The sequence below is a fragment of the Chryseobacterium arthrosphaerae genome, from assembly GCF_001684965.1.
GTDB classification, from domain to species: domain Bacteria; phylum Bacteroidota; class Bacteroidia; order Flavobacteriales; family Weeksellaceae; genus Chryseobacterium; species Chryseobacterium arthrosphaerae.
Window position 1 is genome coordinate 72,096 of the sequence record NZ_MAYG01000001.1, and the last position, 15,480, is coordinate 87,575.

The 15,480-nt window shown below is 38.0% G+C and carries 17 protein-coding genes; 10 read left to right on the forward strand and 7 right to left on the reverse strand.

Going from position 1 to position 15,480, the window contains the following annotated elements; all coding sequences use genetic code 11:
• Nucleotides 1–146: 146 nt before the first annotated feature.
• A complete protein-coding gene (locus BBI00_RS00295) occupies nucleotides 147–701 on the reverse strand; it encodes a phosphoribosyltransferase (protein WP_065396889.1) in 555 nt (184 codons plus the stop codon).
• Between the two features lie 194 nt (nucleotides 702–895).
• Between BBI00_RS00295 and BBI00_RS00300 the strand changes: the two genes are divergently transcribed.
• Nucleotides 896–2,488, forward strand: a complete 1,593-nt coding sequence (locus BBI00_RS00300) for an ABC-F family ATP-binding cassette domain-containing protein (protein ID WP_065396890.1) — start codon at nucleotides 896–898, stop codon at nucleotides 2,486–2,488.
• 61 nt (nucleotides 2,489–2,549) lie between these two features.
• On the opposite strand, the gene BBI00_RS00305 is transcribed toward BBI00_RS00300, so the two are convergent.
• The 6 genes from BBI00_RS00305 to BBI00_RS00330 form a co-directional block, all read right to left on the reverse strand.
• Nucleotides 2,550–3,173 (reverse strand): hypothetical protein, encoded by a 624-nt coding sequence (locus BBI00_RS00305; protein WP_065396891.1) that lies wholly within the window; start codon nucleotides 3,171–3,173, stop codon nucleotides 2,550–2,552.
• Nucleotides 3,174–3,313: 140 nt separating this feature from the next.
• Entirely contained in the window at nucleotides 3,314–3,832 is a 519-nt protein-coding gene (locus tag BBI00_RS00310; RefSeq protein ID WP_065396892.1) for a HEAT repeat domain-containing protein, read from the reverse strand.
• 11 nt (nucleotides 3,833–3,843) lie between these two features.
• Entirely contained in the window at nucleotides 3,844–4,107 is a 264-nt protein-coding gene (locus BBI00_RS00315) for a zinc ribbon domain-containing protein (protein WP_065396893.1), read from the reverse strand.
• Between the two features lie 201 nt (nucleotides 4,108–4,308).
• The gene (locus BBI00_RS00320; protein WP_065396894.1) at nucleotides 4,309–4,989 is read right to left on the reverse strand and encodes a helix-turn-helix transcriptional regulator; all 681 of its coding nucleotides are present in this window, start codon (nucleotides 4,987–4,989) and stop codon (nucleotides 4,309–4,311) included.
• Nucleotides 4,990–5,120: 131 nt separating this feature from the next.
• Nucleotides 5,121–5,669, reverse strand: a complete 549-nt coding sequence (locus tag BBI00_RS00325; protein WP_065396895.1) for a P-loop NTPase family protein — start codon at nucleotides 5,667–5,669, stop codon at nucleotides 5,121–5,123.
• A 78-nt stretch (nucleotides 5,670–5,747) separates the two neighbouring features.
• Entirely contained in the window at nucleotides 5,748–6,671 is a 924-nt protein-coding gene (locus tag BBI00_RS00330; RefSeq protein WP_065396896.1) for an alpha/beta fold hydrolase, read from the reverse strand.
• A 216-nt stretch (nucleotides 6,672–6,887) separates the two neighbouring features.
• On the opposite strand from BBI00_RS00330, the gene BBI00_RS00335 reads away from it, so the two are divergent.
• The 9 genes from BBI00_RS00335 (at nucleotide 6,888) to BBI00_RS00375 (ending at nucleotide 15,457) form a co-directional block, all read left to right on the forward strand.
• Complete coding sequence (locus tag BBI00_RS00335) at nucleotides 6,888–8,174, forward strand: adenylosuccinate synthase (RefSeq protein WP_065396897.1); 1,287 nt, start codon at nucleotides 6,888–6,890, stop codon at nucleotides 8,172–8,174.
• A gap of 142 nt (nucleotides 8,175–8,316) precedes the next feature.
• Entirely contained in the window at nucleotides 8,317–8,607 is a 291-nt protein-coding gene (locus tag BBI00_RS00340; protein WP_065396898.1) for a hypothetical protein, read from the forward strand.
• A 247-nt stretch (nucleotides 8,608–8,854) separates the two neighbouring features.
• Nucleotides 8,855–9,694 (forward strand): hypothetical protein, encoded by an 840-nt coding sequence (locus BBI00_RS00345; protein ID WP_065396899.1) that lies wholly within the window; start codon nucleotides 8,855–8,857, stop codon nucleotides 9,692–9,694.
• Between the two features lie 165 nt (nucleotides 9,695–9,859).
• On the forward strand, nucleotides 9,860–10,633 hold the full coding sequence (locus BBI00_RS00350) for a ParA family protein (protein ID WP_047099017.1): 774 nt from the start codon (nucleotides 9,860–9,862) through the stop codon (nucleotides 10,631–10,633).
• Between the two features lie 70 nt (nucleotides 10,634–10,703).
• Nucleotides 10,704–11,594, forward strand: coding sequence for a ParB/RepB/Spo0J family partition protein (locus tag BBI00_RS00355; protein WP_065396900.1), 891 nt, complete (start codon nucleotides 10,704–10,706; stop codon nucleotides 11,592–11,594).
• Entirely contained in the window at nucleotides 11,594–12,232 is a 639-nt protein-coding gene (locus tag BBI00_RS00360; protein ID WP_065396901.1) for a DUF5683 domain-containing protein, read from the forward strand. The genes BBI00_RS00355 and BBI00_RS00360 overlap by 1 nt, the downstream gene beginning before the upstream one ends.
• A 61-nt stretch (nucleotides 12,233–12,293) precedes the next feature.
• Complete coding sequence (dapB, locus tag BBI00_RS00365; RefSeq protein WP_065396902.1) at nucleotides 12,294–12,995, forward strand: 4-hydroxy-tetrahydrodipicolinate reductase; 702 nt, start codon at nucleotides 12,294–12,296, stop codon at nucleotides 12,993–12,995.
• 134 nt (nucleotides 12,996–13,129) lie between these two features.
• Entirely contained in the window at nucleotides 13,130–14,773 is a 1,644-nt protein-coding gene (lepB, locus tag BBI00_RS00370; protein ID WP_065396903.1) for a signal peptidase I, read from the forward strand.
• 60 nt (nucleotides 14,774–14,833) lie between these two features.
• Nucleotides 14,834–15,457, forward strand: a complete 624-nt coding sequence (locus tag BBI00_RS00375) for a WbqC family protein (protein WP_376786448.1) — start codon at nucleotides 14,834–14,836, stop codon at nucleotides 15,455–15,457.
• Nucleotides 15,458–15,480 lie beyond the last annotated feature (23 nt).

A 15,480-nucleotide genomic window follows, 5' to 3' on the forward strand; every position in this document is an offset into this window, starting at 1 on the left:
TTTCGCTTCCTGCAATTGGCATTTTTGCTTCCGTCTCCCGGCGTTTAGCGGCTTGCTTTTTTGCTTTTAGCTTTGTTTAGTTAATAATTACTTTTTTAGAATTTATTTAAAAGCTAATAGCCAGAAGCTAGAAGCTAATAGGCATATTAATGGTTGATTTGTCCGTCTGCTAATTGATATAAATTAGGCAGGTTTCTTCCCAGCTCATCATAATCCAGTCCATATCCAAGTACAAATTTATTAGGAATTTCCTTTCCGATATAATCCAGCTTGAAATCTTTCTTATAGATCTCAGGTTTCAATAAGAAACTTGCCAGTTTTACAGATTTAGGACGCTGTGTTTCTTTGAAGTATTTGAAAAGACTTTCAACAGTATTTCCTGTATCTACAATATCTTCTACAAGAATAATGTGACGGTCTTTTACGTCTTTGGTAAGTTCCATTTTCTGATAAACGATTCCTGTAGATTCGGTTCCTACATAGGAACTCATTTGAATGAAGGCAATTTCGCACTCGCCCGGGTAATACTTTAAAAGATCTGAGAAGAACATGATAACCCCATTTAAAACCCCAATGAAAACTGGAACTTCATCCTTGTAATCTTCATAAATTCTTAACGCTGTCTCTTTTACAATTTCCTGAATTTCGGCATCCTTTAAATAAGGAACGAAAGTTTTGTCGTGAACTTTAATGCTTTCCATAAAATTTTTAGTAGGAGGCAAAGTTACGGATTTTTGATTTTTGAATAAAATCTTTTTGCGTTTAATACAGGATTTATACTATCTTTGTTCTTTCAAAACCCATAAATACAGACATGTAGGATATAATTTCTTTCAGAATCCATAAAACGGTAACCTATGAGTAACCGCTGTTTAACCATTTTAAGAAAGAAATAATGATTTTACTACACAATATATCCTTTGGGTTTCCGGGAGGAGATCTTCTATTCAATCATATACAGTTAACGATACCATCTCACACTAAATCAGCTTTGGTGGGAAATAACGGTATGGGAAAATCTACCCTGCTGAAATTAATTGCTGACGAAATACAACCATTAAACGGAAATATCAATGTACAGGGGGAAATTTTCTATGTTCCCCAAATGTTTGGGAATTTTAATCACCTTACGATTGCTGAATCCCTGAAAATTGATCATAAGCTGAATGCCCTTCACCACATTACCAGCGGCGAGGTGGATGAAAGGTATTTTGAAACGCTGAATGATGACTGGGATATCGAAGAGCGTTCCCAGGGTGCTTTACAGTACTGGGGGCTGGAAGATTTTGAGCTCACCCAAAAGCTGGATGAATTAAGTGGAGGACAGAAGACCAAAGTTTTTCTTGCCGGAATCCAGATCAACAGGCCTGATATCATCATACTGGATGAACCAACGAACCATCTGGACCTTGAAGGAAGACGATTACTGTACGAACTTATCAGTAAAACGGATGCTACGGTTCTTATTGTAAGCCATGACAGAACATTACTGAATCTTGTTGATACGATTTTTGAACTGAGTAACCAGGGAATTGCCACTTATGGCGGAAATTATGACTTCTATGCCGGACAAAAAGAAGTTGAAAGTGAAGCGCTGCAAAATGATATCCATTCTAAAGAAAGGGCCCTGAAAAAAGCTAAAGAAAAAGAGCGTGAAACATTGGAAAGGAAACAAAAACTGGATGCAAGAGGCAAAGGAAAGCAGGAAAAATCCGGGGTGGCAAGAATTATGATGAATACGCTGCGGAATAATGCAGAGAAAAATTCTTCAAAATTAAAGTCTGTGCATGCAGAGAAAATCAGTGATATTTCCGGTGATTTACGGGATTTACGTTCATCAGTGAGAAATGCTGATCAAATGAAGGTCAATTTTAATGATTCAAATCTGCATTCCGGGAAGATTCTGATCTCGGCGGAAGACATTAATTGTAAATATTCCGAAAAAAACCTTTGGAAAGAAAACCTGAATTTTGAAATCAGGAGTGGCGACAGAATCTCTGTTAAAGGTGCCAACGGTTCAGGAAAAACCACGTTGATCAAGCTTTTGCTGGGAGATTTAGAACCTTCCACAGGAAAGATTTCAAGATCGGATTTTCAAAGCATCTCTATTGATCAGGAATATTCTCTGATTGGTAAGGCGGTAACGGTTTATGATTTTGCCCAGCAGTTCAATGACCATGCATTGCAGGAATCTGAAGTGAAAACACTGCTGTCAAGATTTTTATTCGGAAAAGAAACCTGGGACAAAAACTGTGATGTCCTGAGTGGGGGAGAGCGACTGCGCCTTCTGCTGTGCGGACTTTCCATCAGCAACAAAGCCCCTGATATGATTATTCTTGATGAACCAACCAATAATCTGGATCTGCAGAATGTAGAAATCCTGACACGTTCCATCAAGGATTATCACGGTACTCTGCTGGTGATTTCACATGATGAGGTTTTTCTGGAAGAGATCGGAATGAGTGGTGAGGTATTGCTGGAATCTTAAAATCTCCTATCGGGCATTCAGCAGGGATCCGAACCATTGAAAGATTCCTGCAGAGTGCTCATTATTTAATTTCTTCCAGGGTCCAGTCGAGATACATATTGGTATTGATAAGATCAACAAGAAGATCTTCCAGTTTCTCGCAAAAATGCCTCTTTAATATGAGCGGACCTGTTTTTAAAGCTTGTTCCAACTCTTCTCTGGTGTAATAATAACTCTTATTGTTCTCGCGATCATAGCGGGAAGAATCCCAAATTTCATGTTTTAAAAGCACGCTTACAAAATCTTCAATGATGAAATCTTCAATTCCTAATTCAAAATCATCAGTAATCTCATTGATGATCAGATTGTATTTGCCTTCCCAGATATCATAATCTTTATAGTAAATTCTGATGAGCCTTTCCTTGTTTATTTGGCTGATCAAATGGACACGGGCAGTAATTCCCAGAGAAGCACTTCCGTAAGAAATGACTTTCCTGTTCCTTTTTAAAACATATAAAGGGCCCGGACCTACATACTGATCTCCAAATCTTCCGGATTTCAAAAACTTTTTAGATTGGTAGTGAAAACGAAATGCATCTTCACATTCCTCAATATCCTCTTCAAATATATCAACATCGTCACCTATATTTTCTAAAAGATATTCTCTTGCTATTTTTATGAATTCATCCCTGGAATTGTTATACATTATTTGAGTGATGATTTAGTTTTTATTTTTTGCTGAACGAAGATAATCAATTATACAATTATCATTACAACTGGCTTTAACCAAACATATAAAAAGTCTGAACGTTCATGTCCAGACTTTGGTTTCTACCATTAAAAATATTATTTCTTCGTTTTTCTGATGGCATCAAGATAGATTTTTTTGATACTGTTTTTCTCCTCTTTTTCACTGATGTTTTCAAGAGCCGGAAGTAAGGTTGTATTGTATTTTGTTTTCAATTTCAAAATTTCACCCAATGCAAATGCTGCGCTCCAGCGTACTACAGTTCCTTCGTGCTCTGTATTGGCGATCAGGTTTGTAATGGCATCATCCAGCTTATCAGGAAACAATGGGGCCGTGTTTCCTATGACCTTAGCACTTTCCCATTTTATTCTGGGAGCTTTTTCTGTAAGGGTTTGGGTGACAAATGCGAATACCGCTTCGTCTGCAAGATTGGGATTCTGTTTTGTAGCATATTCCATTGCTTCAATACAGGTTCCTTTTACCGGATCTTTTGATTTCTCAGCAAAAGCGATCAGTTCATCAGCCGGTAAGGAAGTATCGAGAATCCATTGACTGATAATCTCTGTTTTTTCCTTTGCTTTTGTGGTTTTATCTTTAAAAAGTTCTTCTATAGTCATGGCCTTTGTTTTTAATGTTTCCAGCGTTCTAATTTAGGAATTCCTTTCGAAAATAAACCGGCCAGAAATCCGGGAAAGCCCATGTCTTTCATCTTATGCTTTACAAACTCCTGCATTTCTTTTGCCGTGATATCCGGTTGGCTGAATTGTCCTTTTTCATAGCAGTATTCACAGTATTTTGTGCTGATGGTACCGTCACTATTGGTACCGGCGCCGTCAGGTGATTTTTTCAGAGGCATACCGCAGCTCTGACATTTTTTATACACTTTGTTCATGTTGTATGATTTTTTTTGACAAAGATATTTGAGGCAACTGTCAACCTTATGTCAGTCTGTTTTTGTTAAAAGAAATAAAGTTGGGAGCCGGAGGCTGGAAGAGGGAAGTTATGGAGGCCGGGAGGTAAGTTTATAGACTGTTAATTTTATTTAAGCCAGTGATCTGAATAATCTTTAGGAATAAACTTTCAGCTTCCATACTTACATCAAAGAATTAATATACTCCTCCAGTGTAAAATGCAACGTTTTCCTAAATGGCTGTGCCGTATTCTTCAAATCCTGGATCTGCAGTACTTTAAAATCCCGGTATTCATTTCTTTTCCAGCACCAGGCGATCAGATGCCACTGGTTGGTATAGAAGCTCATACCGATAGGTTCAATTTCCCTTTCGCTGGCTTCCTGCAGGTTGTTGAGATAATTGATTTTTAAAATATGCTTGCCAACAATAGCGTTCTGGATAATGGTAAGATAATCCTTGCTGTGGTCCGTTTCGGGAGAAACATAGATTCCGATCTTATTCTGAAGCGTATCAGCTTTCTCCTTTTCATGGTATCGTAAAACCGATTTTATTTTATCAATAGCATTGGAAACATTTTTCTGAACGGTTTTATCAGTGTAACGCTCCGAAAGTCTGGAAATCATGATCAGTGCATTAGCTTCGTCGCTTGTCAGGAGAACAGGAGGCAGAAAAAATCCCTGTAAAACAGTATAGCCTTTCTGTGGTTCATAATCAATAGGAACCCCGATTTCGCCCAAAGCTTTGATATCTCTGTACACTGTTCTGATGCTGATCTCATATTTTTCAGCAATATAATCAGCCGTTACAAACTTTTTGGATTGTAAAGTGGTGAGTACGGATATCAGCCTGTCGATTCTGTTCATTGTGTAAGACGTGAAGGCCAAAAGTATAAAATTATCACGAATGAAACTCATTGCGGGCGAAGCGAAGCAATTTCACTATTGCTTTTCTTCCGAGTCTGTGAAAGATTCTATATTAAAAGTTGGTTATTCAACTATAAATGATCCTGTTTTATCCTGTCCAAAATAACTTTTATTTTATCTGAAACCGGATAATTTCCTGAAATTTCAAGCAACGGAACATCTATTCCGGTAAGCCATTCACGATGAGCATTTAAAGTTCTGTTGGCAATTCCTGTATCATGGTCATAATCTTTTGCCCATTCCAGGAATTCTTCAGATTTGACGGCTCTTTCCGGATTGACGGTGATTTCTTCGCCATATCTTTCGAATTCCCTTTTTCTCAGTCTTTCCATTCGCATTTGGGGTGGCAGATAAAGGAAAATAACAAGATCAAACGGCGGAAAAATATTTTCACCCCAATGAATGATTGATCCTCCGAAAATCCAGCTATCGGTGGTATGAAGAATATCCGAAACAGTGGTGTTCCTGATTTCAGGATTTTGCTTTTCTGTAAAGGGGACCTTGGTTTTAAGCCAGAAAAAATCGTCACTGTCAAAATATTCAATATTAAGTTGTTCAGACAATGCTTTCCCCAATGTAGTCACCCCGGAACCGGATGCCCCGAAAATATGTATTCTCATGAATTCTGTTTTTAAATCTGCAAAATCTGCAAAATCAGCGAGAGCATATAAAAATTCCCTCAGACGTAAGTAATATGACTAAGAGTACTTCAAAATCCAGGTATAAATTCCATTCAGCACCTCTTCCCGTATTTCTTCGTTCAAAATCTCGTGACGCATTTCCGGATAAAGCTTTACTTCGACATTCCGGAAACCATCAGTCTTTAAATTGTTAACCGTAAGTTCGACCCCTTTTCCAAAATCTCCGATCGGATCATTCTGCCCACTCACGAATAGCAAAGGAAAAGATGGAGAAATGGAAGCTGCCCAATCTCTTGAGGTAGCTTTTTTATAGATGCTGAACAAAGTATAAAATGCATTATGGGTAAACGGAATTCCGCAAAGTTCATCCTGCTCAAAAGCTTTTCTGTTTTCCGGATTCACACTCAGCCAGCTGGTATCACTAAAGTCTTTATCTTTTTTAAAATGTCTGTTATTGACACCTGTAAAAACAGAATTCAAAAAAGTACGGTGACGGGGGGCAATAGCTGTAGCCAATGACAAATAACCTCTCAATACATCAATTCCTGCCAGCGGTCCTCCGGTTCCTGTAATGATCGCTCCGGAAAATTTACTGCTTGCTTTTTGAAGAAGACAACGGGTAACAAAAGATCCCATCGAATGTCCCAGAATAAAATGCGGGATACCGGGATGCTGCTCAGCAAGATGATCAGCCATCATTTCTGCATCTGAAACAAGTCTTTCATCCGGTTTTTCAAGCTGGAAAAAACCAATGTCTTTTTTCTCCTTTACTGATTTTCCGTGTCCCAGATGATCATATGTCAATACAGCGATTCCATGACCGGCAAAGTATTCTGCAATCTCAGCATATCTTCCGCTGTGCTCCTGCATCCCGTGAACGATGAGTAGGGTGGCTTTGGCTGTTTCCGGGGAGAACAGGGTATGGAAAAGCTTTGAATCTTTATTGAGGTTGGAGGGAAGGTATGATGATTTTGAAGACATATTTATATTTTTAAAAGATCAAAGTTACTTATTAGAATGTATTGGAAAATTTAACGGATGTATTTTAGCTTTTACATCAAATATAATGATAATATAGAATGTATCTTCAATTTAAAATCATGATTTCCACCCCATCAAAAAATAAAATCCCCTTCAAATTTGCTCACGCAATTTTTTAAAAGTAATTTTGCACGAATCTAAAAACAAATGTAAAATATGTCAACTTATGTAGTTGTAGGTCTTCAGTACGGAGATGAAGGCAAAGGAAAAATCACGGATGTTTTATCGGCAAAATCAGACTATGTAGTGCGTTTCCAGGGTGGAGACAACGCTGGTCACACGGTTTATGTGGGTGATGAAAAATTCGTTCTACACCTTCTTCCTTCAGGAGTTCTTCAATGCAAAGGGAAATGTATCATTGCGAACGGAGTAGTGGTAAACCCTAAGTCTTTCATTAAAGAAGTGAATCAGATCGAGAGCAAAGGCTTGAGAACAGATCATATCTTTATCAGCAGAAGAGCGCATGTGATCATGCCTTACCACATCCTTTTGGATACTTACCGTGAAGAGGAACACGGAGGAACTCAGATCGGAACTACCAAAAAAGGAATCGGACCTTGTTATGAAGATAAAATTGCAAGAGTCGGGATCAGAATGGTAGACCTTTTAAACCCTGAGATTTTAAGAGACAAGATCGAGAAAAACTTAAAAGTTAAGAACTCTCTTTTTGAAAAATATTACGGAAAGCCGGTTTTAGATGTTGAAGAGATCTACAACGAATTCCTTGAAATTGGAAAACAGCTTCAGGACAGAATTGTTGATACAGAGCTGGAATTAAACGAAGCTATTCAGGAAGGAAAGAACGTATTGTTCGAAGGAGCTCAGGCGTTAATGCTTGATATCGATTTCGGTACTTATCCGTACGTAACTTCTTCTTCTCCTTCTACAGGAGGTGTTTGTTCAGGAGCAGGTGTTCCGCCAACATCACTTCAGAACCTGATCGGTGTGGCAAAAGCATACTGTACCAGAGTAGGAAACGGACCTTTCCCATCTGAGCTAGACAATGAATTGGGTGAGAAAATCAGACAGATTGGTGGTGAGTTCGGAGCAACTACAGGAAGACCGAGAAGAACAGGTTGGTTAGACCTGGTTTCTTTAAAGCACGCTTGTATGATCAACGGAATCAACAATCTTGTCATCACTAAGCTTGACGTTCTTACAGGAATTGAAAACCTTAAAATCGTTACGCATTATAAAACTGAAGACGGAAAAATTATCGATTATTTCACTTCGTCAACAGAGAAACTGTACAACTACGAACCTATCTACCAGGATTTACCAGGTTGGGAGGAAGATATCACAAAAGCAAGAAGCTATGATGAACTTCCGGACAATGCTCAGAAATACATCGAGTTTATCGAGAAATATTTAGGAATCAATGTATATTTGGTTTCTGTAGGTCCTGAGAGAAGTCAGAACATTATCAGAAAAGAATTATTCTAAGATTCTCATATCATAAAATTTAAAGAGGCTTTCAGTTGTGAAAGTCTCTTTTTTATTTTTAAACCGGCGGCGTATTTCGGCATATTTTCAGAACAGTTCATGTTATGGAAATCTCCTATCTTTAAATCCTAATTGTAATCGAATGGAAGATAATAAAGTGCCCCAACGTATCCTGGATCATATTGTCATCAGCCTCTATTTTACCATTGCATATGCTGTTTTAATCATTGTTTATCTGGGGTTGCCGACAGGACTTGCCGGTGATTTCTTACTGAAGCTATTTATTGCCTGTAGCTTGCTGTTTAGTACTGCTGCTATTTATTTTGCCTGTAAAAGCTATAAAAAAGCAAAGATCAGTTCCGTCATTCTCATTATTATCAATGCTTTGGGATTATTAATTCCTCTGATTCTGTTATTGATGATCTTTACATAATATATTATCCTCAAACTAGAATTACCATTCTTAGCTTTCTGCTATTGTGTTTTTCTGAAAAATAAGCCGGGTTTTAAAGAAAGATTTTAAATTTCAAAATGTTAAATTTTCAACTTTATCATAAATTTTTCTAATATTATGTTGTTTTGATAAAATTCTGGCAGATCTTTTGATATTGAATCATTGCTTATCGATAAGAATTAACAAACTAATAATCGCTTTTTTAACAGTTTAAATAGTAGTAGTGATGAAACAACAGAATCAAAACCAGGAATTTCGCTTCAACGAAGTTCTTTTTGAGCACCGTAACAAAGAATATGGAGCTTATGTATTAAGAAACGAATCAGACAGAATATTAACCAAAGCACTTTTTATAGGAGTCAGCTTAATGGCAGCTGTGTCAATTACACCGCTTGTGATCTCAGCATTTAAAACTCCGGAAGTAATCACTGGTGGTGGATATGTACTTCCTCCTCCAATGATCATCCCAGAGGAAGAAAAGCCTAAAGATCCACCTGTACAGATTGTAAAACCGGCAACCCCGGCGCCAGCTGTAAAAACATATGATAATACCGTACCGGAGCCGAAAGCTATTGTTACCAATGAAAAAAAAGAAGTAGAGGATAAAACAAATGCTGTAGCAAGTACACAAACATCAGAAGGGGAAGACACAAAAGTTGACAGCTATATTCCGATTGTTCCCCGTGTCATCGGAGGAGATGGGCCACCTGCTGTAAAATATGATCCACCTGTAGATAAAAATAAAATTGTAGAAGCTGGCGAATTAGGTTCTGAAGCTAATTTCGTTGGAGGGATAGAGTCTTTCAGAAATAAAGTAATGAACAACTTTGACGGTTCAGGATTTGAATCCGAAGAGCTGGTGAAAACTACAGTGACTTTTATTGTAGAAATGGATGGTACGATCTCAGGGGTAAAAGCTAATGGAACCAATGCCGATTTTAATAATGAGGCAATGAGAACAATTAAATCAATCTCAAACAAAGGGAAATGGATTCCTGCCAAAAACAAAAAAGGAGAATTCGTAAGAAGTTATTTCAAATTTCCGATCTCTATGAAGTTTGATTAATTGCTCTGAAAACAATTTTTAATAGTTATCCACAAAGATTTTTTTTTGTGGATAATTTTTTTTATCGTTAAATTGCTTATTAACAATATTTTAACTCAATTTTGATTTTCCCCCTTCACCGGGAGCAAAGAAAAAAGTGTATTTTTGAAACTTAAAGTTCGAATAATGGCAAAAATCATAGGTATTGCTAATCAGAAAGGAGGTGTCGGAAAAACGACTACCGCTGTAAATCTGGCAGCAGCATTAGGAGTATTGGAAAAAAGAATATTAATCATTGACGCTGATCCCCAGGCTAATGCTACATCAGGGCTGGGCGTTGAAGATGTTCAGTACTCTACATACAATCTGTTGGAGCATAGTGCAGATACAAGACTTTGTATCAAGAGAACTGCAACTCCGAACCTGGATATTATCCCGTCACATATTGACCTGGTAGCTGCAGAAATCGAATTGGTAGACAAGGAAGACCGTGAGTATATGCTGAAAAAAGCATTGGCCAGCGTAAGAGATGATTATGACTATATCATTATAGACTGTGCACCAAGTTTAGGTCTTATTACCGTGAATGCCCTTACAGCGGCAGACTCTGTAATTATCCCGATTCAGTGTGAATACTTTGCACTGGAAGGATTGGGGAAACTTCTGAATACCGTTAAGAACGTTCAGAAGATCCATAACAAAGACCTTGGAATAGAAGGGCTTCTCCTTACCATGTATGACAGCAGATTAAGACTGTCTAATCAGGTAGTGGAAGAAGTGAATCTGCACTTCCCTGAAATGGTTTTTGAAACCATTATCAGCAGAAACGTAAGATTGAGTGAAGCACCTAGTTTCGGAGAAAGTATCCTGAACTATGATGCAGAAAGTAAAGGAGCTGTTCAGTACATTCAGTTAGCTGAAGAAGTTCTTTTGAAGAATGAAAATTTAGTAAAGAATTAAATTAATAATAAATGGCCCATAAGTGAATGATCATTCATCACTTATCAAACATCATTTATCAATTATATCTATGAAGGACAAAAAAAGAGCTATGGGACGCGGCTTGGGCGCCATTTTAAGTGCAGAATCCAAAGCAACTGTGAATTCCGCTACCGATGAAGGAGCAGATAAGTTTGTAGGAAATATTGTAGAAGTTGCGCTTGAAGATATTTACCCGAACCCGACGCAGCCGAGAACTTATTTTGATGAAAAAGCATTAAATGAACTTGCCCAGTCTATCAAAAACTTAGGCGTGATCCAGCCGGTTACCTTAAGAAAAGACGGTGAGAAATTTGAGATCATATCCGGGGAAAGACGTTACAGAGCCAGTAAAATTGCAGGCTTAACGACTATTCCTGCCTATATCCGTCTGGTAAATGATCAGGAGCTTCTTGAAATGGCTCTTGTTGAAAACATCCAGAGAGAAGATCTTGATGCCATTGAAATTGCTTTGACTTATCATAGACTTTTGGAGGAGATCGGTCTTACTCAGGAAAACCTGAGCCAGAGAATAGGGAAGGACAGGAGTACCATTACCAATTCCATCAGATTGCTGAGGCTCAATCCGGATATTCAGAATGCCATCAGAAGTGGTGAGATTTCTGCAGGACACGGAAGAGCAATCATCAGTCTTGAAAGTGAAGAAGACCAGCAGGTTTTATTCGAACTGATCATAAAAGAAAAATTAAACGTTCGTCAGGCAGAACAGGCTGCTGCTGCCCTGAAGAATCCTAAATCTCCGGCTGCTAAAAAAGCAAGCATGGAGCTTTCCAATAATTATAAAAGAGCCCAGAAGACCATCGCTGATATCTTAGATGTAAAAGTGGAGATCAAAACTTCGGGCAATGGTAAAAAAGGTAAAATTGTTCTGGACTTTAAAAATGAAGAAGAGCTGGAATATATTTTATCCCATATTAAATAATGAAGAAAATATTTTTCACATTTTTCTTGTGCCTGGCTGCATTGGCCTATTCACAAGTCAATCCAATCGATACCGTTCGGATGCAGACGCCTCCGAAACCGGAAACCCCTGTGCTGAAACCGGGAAAAACAGAATCTAAGATCATTGAAGATCTTGAAAAAGCGAACGGCCCCACAAAGAAAACGATTAAGCTGAACCCTACCAGAGCAGGTTTGTATTCAGCAGTTTTACCGGGACTGGGACAATTCTATAACAAAAAATACTGGAAGATTCCCATTGTTTGGGGAGCTGTAGGAGCAGGAGTAGGTATTGCCGTCTGGAATGACAACCAATACAAGAAATATCGTGAATATTACATCGCTAAACTTAATGGAACACCCAATGAATTTGTAGACAGCCATCCCTGGTTAGACAAAAGAGCATTGGGGAATGCACAGGACAGATCGAAAAGACAAAGGGACTATGCCATTGCCATTACAGGACTGATTTACATTCTGAATATAGTAGATGCCGTAGTGGATGCGCATCTTTATGAAAGCCGCCATGATCCGGATCTTACCTTTAAGCCGTCTATGATTCAGGATCAGTACGGATATGATGCACCGAAAACCGGGTTTAGTTTAAGTTATAGATTTTAATAGAATACTAGATGCATGATGCCTTACGAGGAAAATGCAGGATTAAAAAATAAAAAAGATTATGAAAATAGCATTAGTGGGTTATGGTAAGATGGGAAAGATCATTGATGAGATCGCACAGAAAAGAGGTCATGAGGTGGTGGCCCGCCTGAAGGAAACTCCAACTGCTGAAAATCTTAACAATCCGGATGTTGTGATTGAATTCTCTTTGCCGGAAGTTGCCTATGATAACATCAAAGCATGTCTTGAAAATAAAATTCCGGTAATCTGCGGAACGACAGGATGGCTGGAGAAAAAACAAGAAATAGAAAAACTGGCCGTAGAAAATGATACGGCATTCCTATATGGTTCCAACTTTAGTTTAGGAGTGAATTTATTTTTTGCTTTAAACGAAAAGCTTGCCGATCTGATGAAAAACGTGGACGAGTACTCTTGCCAGCTGGAAGAAATTCACCATATCCATAAAAAAGATGCACCTAGCGGTACCGCTATTTCCATTGCTGAAGGTATTATAGAAAATAATCCTAAGTTTGATGCCTGGAAGCTGGAAGAAACAGAAGGCAGGCAGCTTGGTATTTTCGCTGTTCGTGAAGATGAAGTTCCGGGAACCCACAGCGTATTCTACAGAAGTGAAGTAGATGAGATTGAAATCAAACATACTGCTTTCAACAGAAACGGATTTGCATTGGGAGCTGTAGTCGCTGCCGAATGGATCAAAGATAAAAAAGGAAACTTCGGAATGAAAGACGTTTTGGGGCTTTAATTTGTAACAAATTCTGTAAATTGCAGACAAATAAACAGAAAATGATGAATAGTGAATTGTAAATAGCGAACTGCTGTGATCATTTATTACTCATCATTTATCATTGATATCATAAGAATAGGCACAAAAAATTTATGAATTATTTTTTAACTTATACAGTGTATGTCCTCATTTTATCTGTATTGATGGGGATTTCAACTTGGAAGCTGTTCAAGAAAATGGGGTATAGCCCTTTATTGGCTTTTATACCTTTCTACAACTATTTCATTATTCTTAAAGAAACAAAACACCCGAAATGGTGGGCTATTCTTTCATATCTTCCGATCGTAGGACCCATTATGATGTCTGTTTTTCATCTTTACCTGGTGAAGAAGTTCGGAAAAACACTTTTCAAGGATCAGATCCTTACTGTGATCCTCCCGTTTATCTATATGGCAGTGATCAACTATTCTAAAGATGTGGAACTGGAAGATGAAAATGCCAATGACCTGTTTCTTACCGATGAAGAGAAAAATGACAAAAAGAAAGATACCTTTATCGGATCTATTACTTTTGCTGTTGTCTTTGCAACCATCATCCACGTTTTTGTAACACAGCCGTTCGGAATTCCTACAGGATCAATGGAAAGAACATTGCTGGTAGGAGACTTCCTTTTCGTCAACAAATGGAGCTATGGATACAGATTACCCATGCGTCCTGTAGCAATACCTTTCCTTCAGGGAACCATTATGGATACCGGACAGAAAGGAAATCCTAAAGATGACCCGAAATCTTATGTAGACGGAGTAAAGCTGCCTTACACAAGAATTTTACAATTCAATAAGCCGCAGAAAAATGATGTGGTAGTTTTCAACTATCCTCAGGATTCCGTACACACAGCAATCGACAGAAAAGATCCGTACGTAAAAAGATGTGTGGCTACAGCAGGGGATACTTTCGAAATGAGAGCCGGAAGACTTTTTGTGAATGGCAAACCGGAAACCGTTTTAGGGGACCAGGAAGTTCAGCACAGATATATTGTAACTACAGGAAGCCAGTTGGATATTCCTTCATTATATAATACATACGGCTTTTTGCCGGTTCAGGAAGTGCAGACAGATAAAGGATATCTTTACGCTTTCCAGGGGCTGACAGATAAAACAGCGAAAGAAATTAAAGAGCTTTCTCAGGTAATTGATATGAAAGAAGAAGTTTCCCCGAAAGGAGAAGCTGCCATTTATTACAGAGATGAAGCCAAAACTAAAATTGATACCACTCAGTCTATCTTCCCTGTCAACAAACCTTGGAATCAGGATTGGTACGGTCCTGTAAGAATTCCTAAAAAAGGGGATGTGGTAGCGATCAACAATGAAACCCTTCCGATGTACCAGTGGATTATTTCAGAATACGAACATAATAGTCTGGAAAAAAAGAACGGAAAAATTTTCATCAACGGAAAAGAAGCGAATCAGTATACCATTCAGCAGGATTATTACATGATGGTGGGAGACAACAGGGATGCTTCCTTAGATGCAAGATTCTTTGGTTTTGTTCCGGAAGAAAACATCGTAGGAAAACCGATGTTTACATGGATGAGCCTTCAGGGAGCCTTTGCAGACAGCAGTTCTACGTATCAGGCGCCATTCAAGATCCGTTGGGACAGAATGTTTAAAGCAACAAACACAGGAGAAGCCAATAAAACCTCGTACTGGTGGATTGCAGCAATGATCCTGATACTGTTCTTCGGATGGGAGTATTTCGTGAAATTGTTCAGAAAGAATAAAACCGAAAACGATTAATAGAAAAAATTAAACTTAAAATAGAATGAAGTATTTGAAAAAATACTTCATTTTTGCATTATGAATATGAAGAATGTTTTATTACCGGTATTTTATTTACCACCGGTTTCATGGTTTTCAGTGTTTTTGGATGCTGAAAATGACGTTGTATTTGAACAGTTTGAAAACTTTCCAAAGCAGACCTATAGAAACAGAGCCAATATCTATGGAGCCAATGGCAGACTGTCGCTGATCATCCCTATGAACCATAATGGAAAAAGGGAAATGAAAGATATTGAGATTTCGTACAGAGAAGACTGGAGAACCCTTCACTGGAAGTCGATCAAGACCGCTTATCAAAGCTCTCCTTATTTCGAATACTATGAAGATAAATTCAGAAAGATCTTCGATATGAAAGAAAAGTTTCTTTTGGATTTTAACCTTAAAGGGTTGGAGATCATCCAACAGATACTGAAAACAGAAAAGGCACACTCTTTGAATGTAGAATATATCAAAAATCCGGAAGGTATCAGTTTCAGAGAAAAATTCTCAGCAAAACACCCTTCAGAATTTGAAATGGAAGAATATTACCAGACTTTCTCAGATAAATTTGGATTTTTGAAAGATTTATCGGTTCTGGATCTTGTCTGTAACAAAGGTCCTGAGTCGCTTTCTTATATTAAAAAAATAAAACAGTCATCATAGTAAATCACTGTTGATCCCCTTAA

Excerpts from the sequence above, each read along its gene's own strand:
- BBI00_RS00295 (WP_065396889.1), bottom strand. The coding sequence starts at position 701 with ATGGAAAGCATTAAAGTTCACGACAAAACTTTCGTTCCTTATTTAAAG.
- BBI00_RS00300 (WP_065396890.1), top strand. The coding sequence starts at position 896 with ATGATTTTACTACACAATATATCCTTTGGGTTTCCGGGAGGAGATCTT.
- BBI00_RS00305 (WP_065396891.1), bottom strand. The coding sequence starts at position 3,173 with ATGTATAACAATTCCAGGGATGAATTCATAAAAATAGCAAGAGAATAT.
- BBI00_RS00310 (WP_065396892.1), bottom strand. The coding sequence starts at position 3,832 with ATGACTATAGAAGAACTTTTTAAAGATAAAACCACAAAAGCAAAGGAA.
- BBI00_RS00315 (WP_065396893.1), bottom strand. The coding sequence starts at position 4,107 with ATGAACAAAGTGTATAAAAAATGTCAGAGCTGCGGTATGCCTCTGAAA.
- BBI00_RS00320 (WP_065396894.1), bottom strand. The coding sequence starts at position 4,989 with ATGAACAGAATCGACAGGCTGATATCCGTACTCACCACTTTACAATCC.
- BBI00_RS00325 (WP_065396895.1), bottom strand. The coding sequence starts at position 5,669 with ATGAGAATACATATTTTCGGGGCATCCGGTTCCGGGGTGACTACATTG.
- BBI00_RS00330 (WP_065396896.1), bottom strand. The coding sequence starts at position 6,671 with ATGTCTTCAAAATCATCATACCTTCCCTCCAACCTCAATAAAGATTCA.
- BBI00_RS00335 (WP_065396897.1), top strand. The coding sequence starts at position 6,888 with ATGTCAACTTATGTAGTTGTAGGTCTTCAGTACGGAGATGAAGGCAAA.
- BBI00_RS00340 (WP_065396898.1), top strand. The coding sequence starts at position 8,317 with ATGGAAGATAATAAAGTGCCCCAACGTATCCTGGATCATATTGTCATC.
- BBI00_RS00345 (WP_065396899.1), top strand. The coding sequence starts at position 8,855 with ATGAAACAACAGAATCAAAACCAGGAATTTCGCTTCAACGAAGTTCTT.
- BBI00_RS00350 (WP_047099017.1), top strand. The coding sequence starts at position 9,860 with ATGGCAAAAATCATAGGTATTGCTAATCAGAAAGGAGGTGTCGGAAAA.
- BBI00_RS00355 (WP_065396900.1), top strand. The coding sequence starts at position 10,704 with ATGAAGGACAAAAAAAGAGCTATGGGACGCGGCTTGGGCGCCATTTTA.
- BBI00_RS00360 (WP_065396901.1), top strand. The coding sequence starts at position 11,594 with ATGAAGAAAATATTTTTCACATTTTTCTTGTGCCTGGCTGCATTGGCC.
- dapB (WP_065396902.1), top strand. The coding sequence starts at position 12,294 with ATGAAAATAGCATTAGTGGGTTATGGTAAGATGGGAAAGATCATTGAT.
- lepB (WP_065396903.1), top strand. The coding sequence starts at position 13,130 with ATGAATTATTTTTTAACTTATACAGTGTATGTCCTCATTTTATCTGTA.
- BBI00_RS00375 (WP_376786448.1), top strand. The coding sequence starts at position 14,834 with ATGAATATGAAGAATGTTTTATTACCGGTATTTTATTTACCACCGGTT.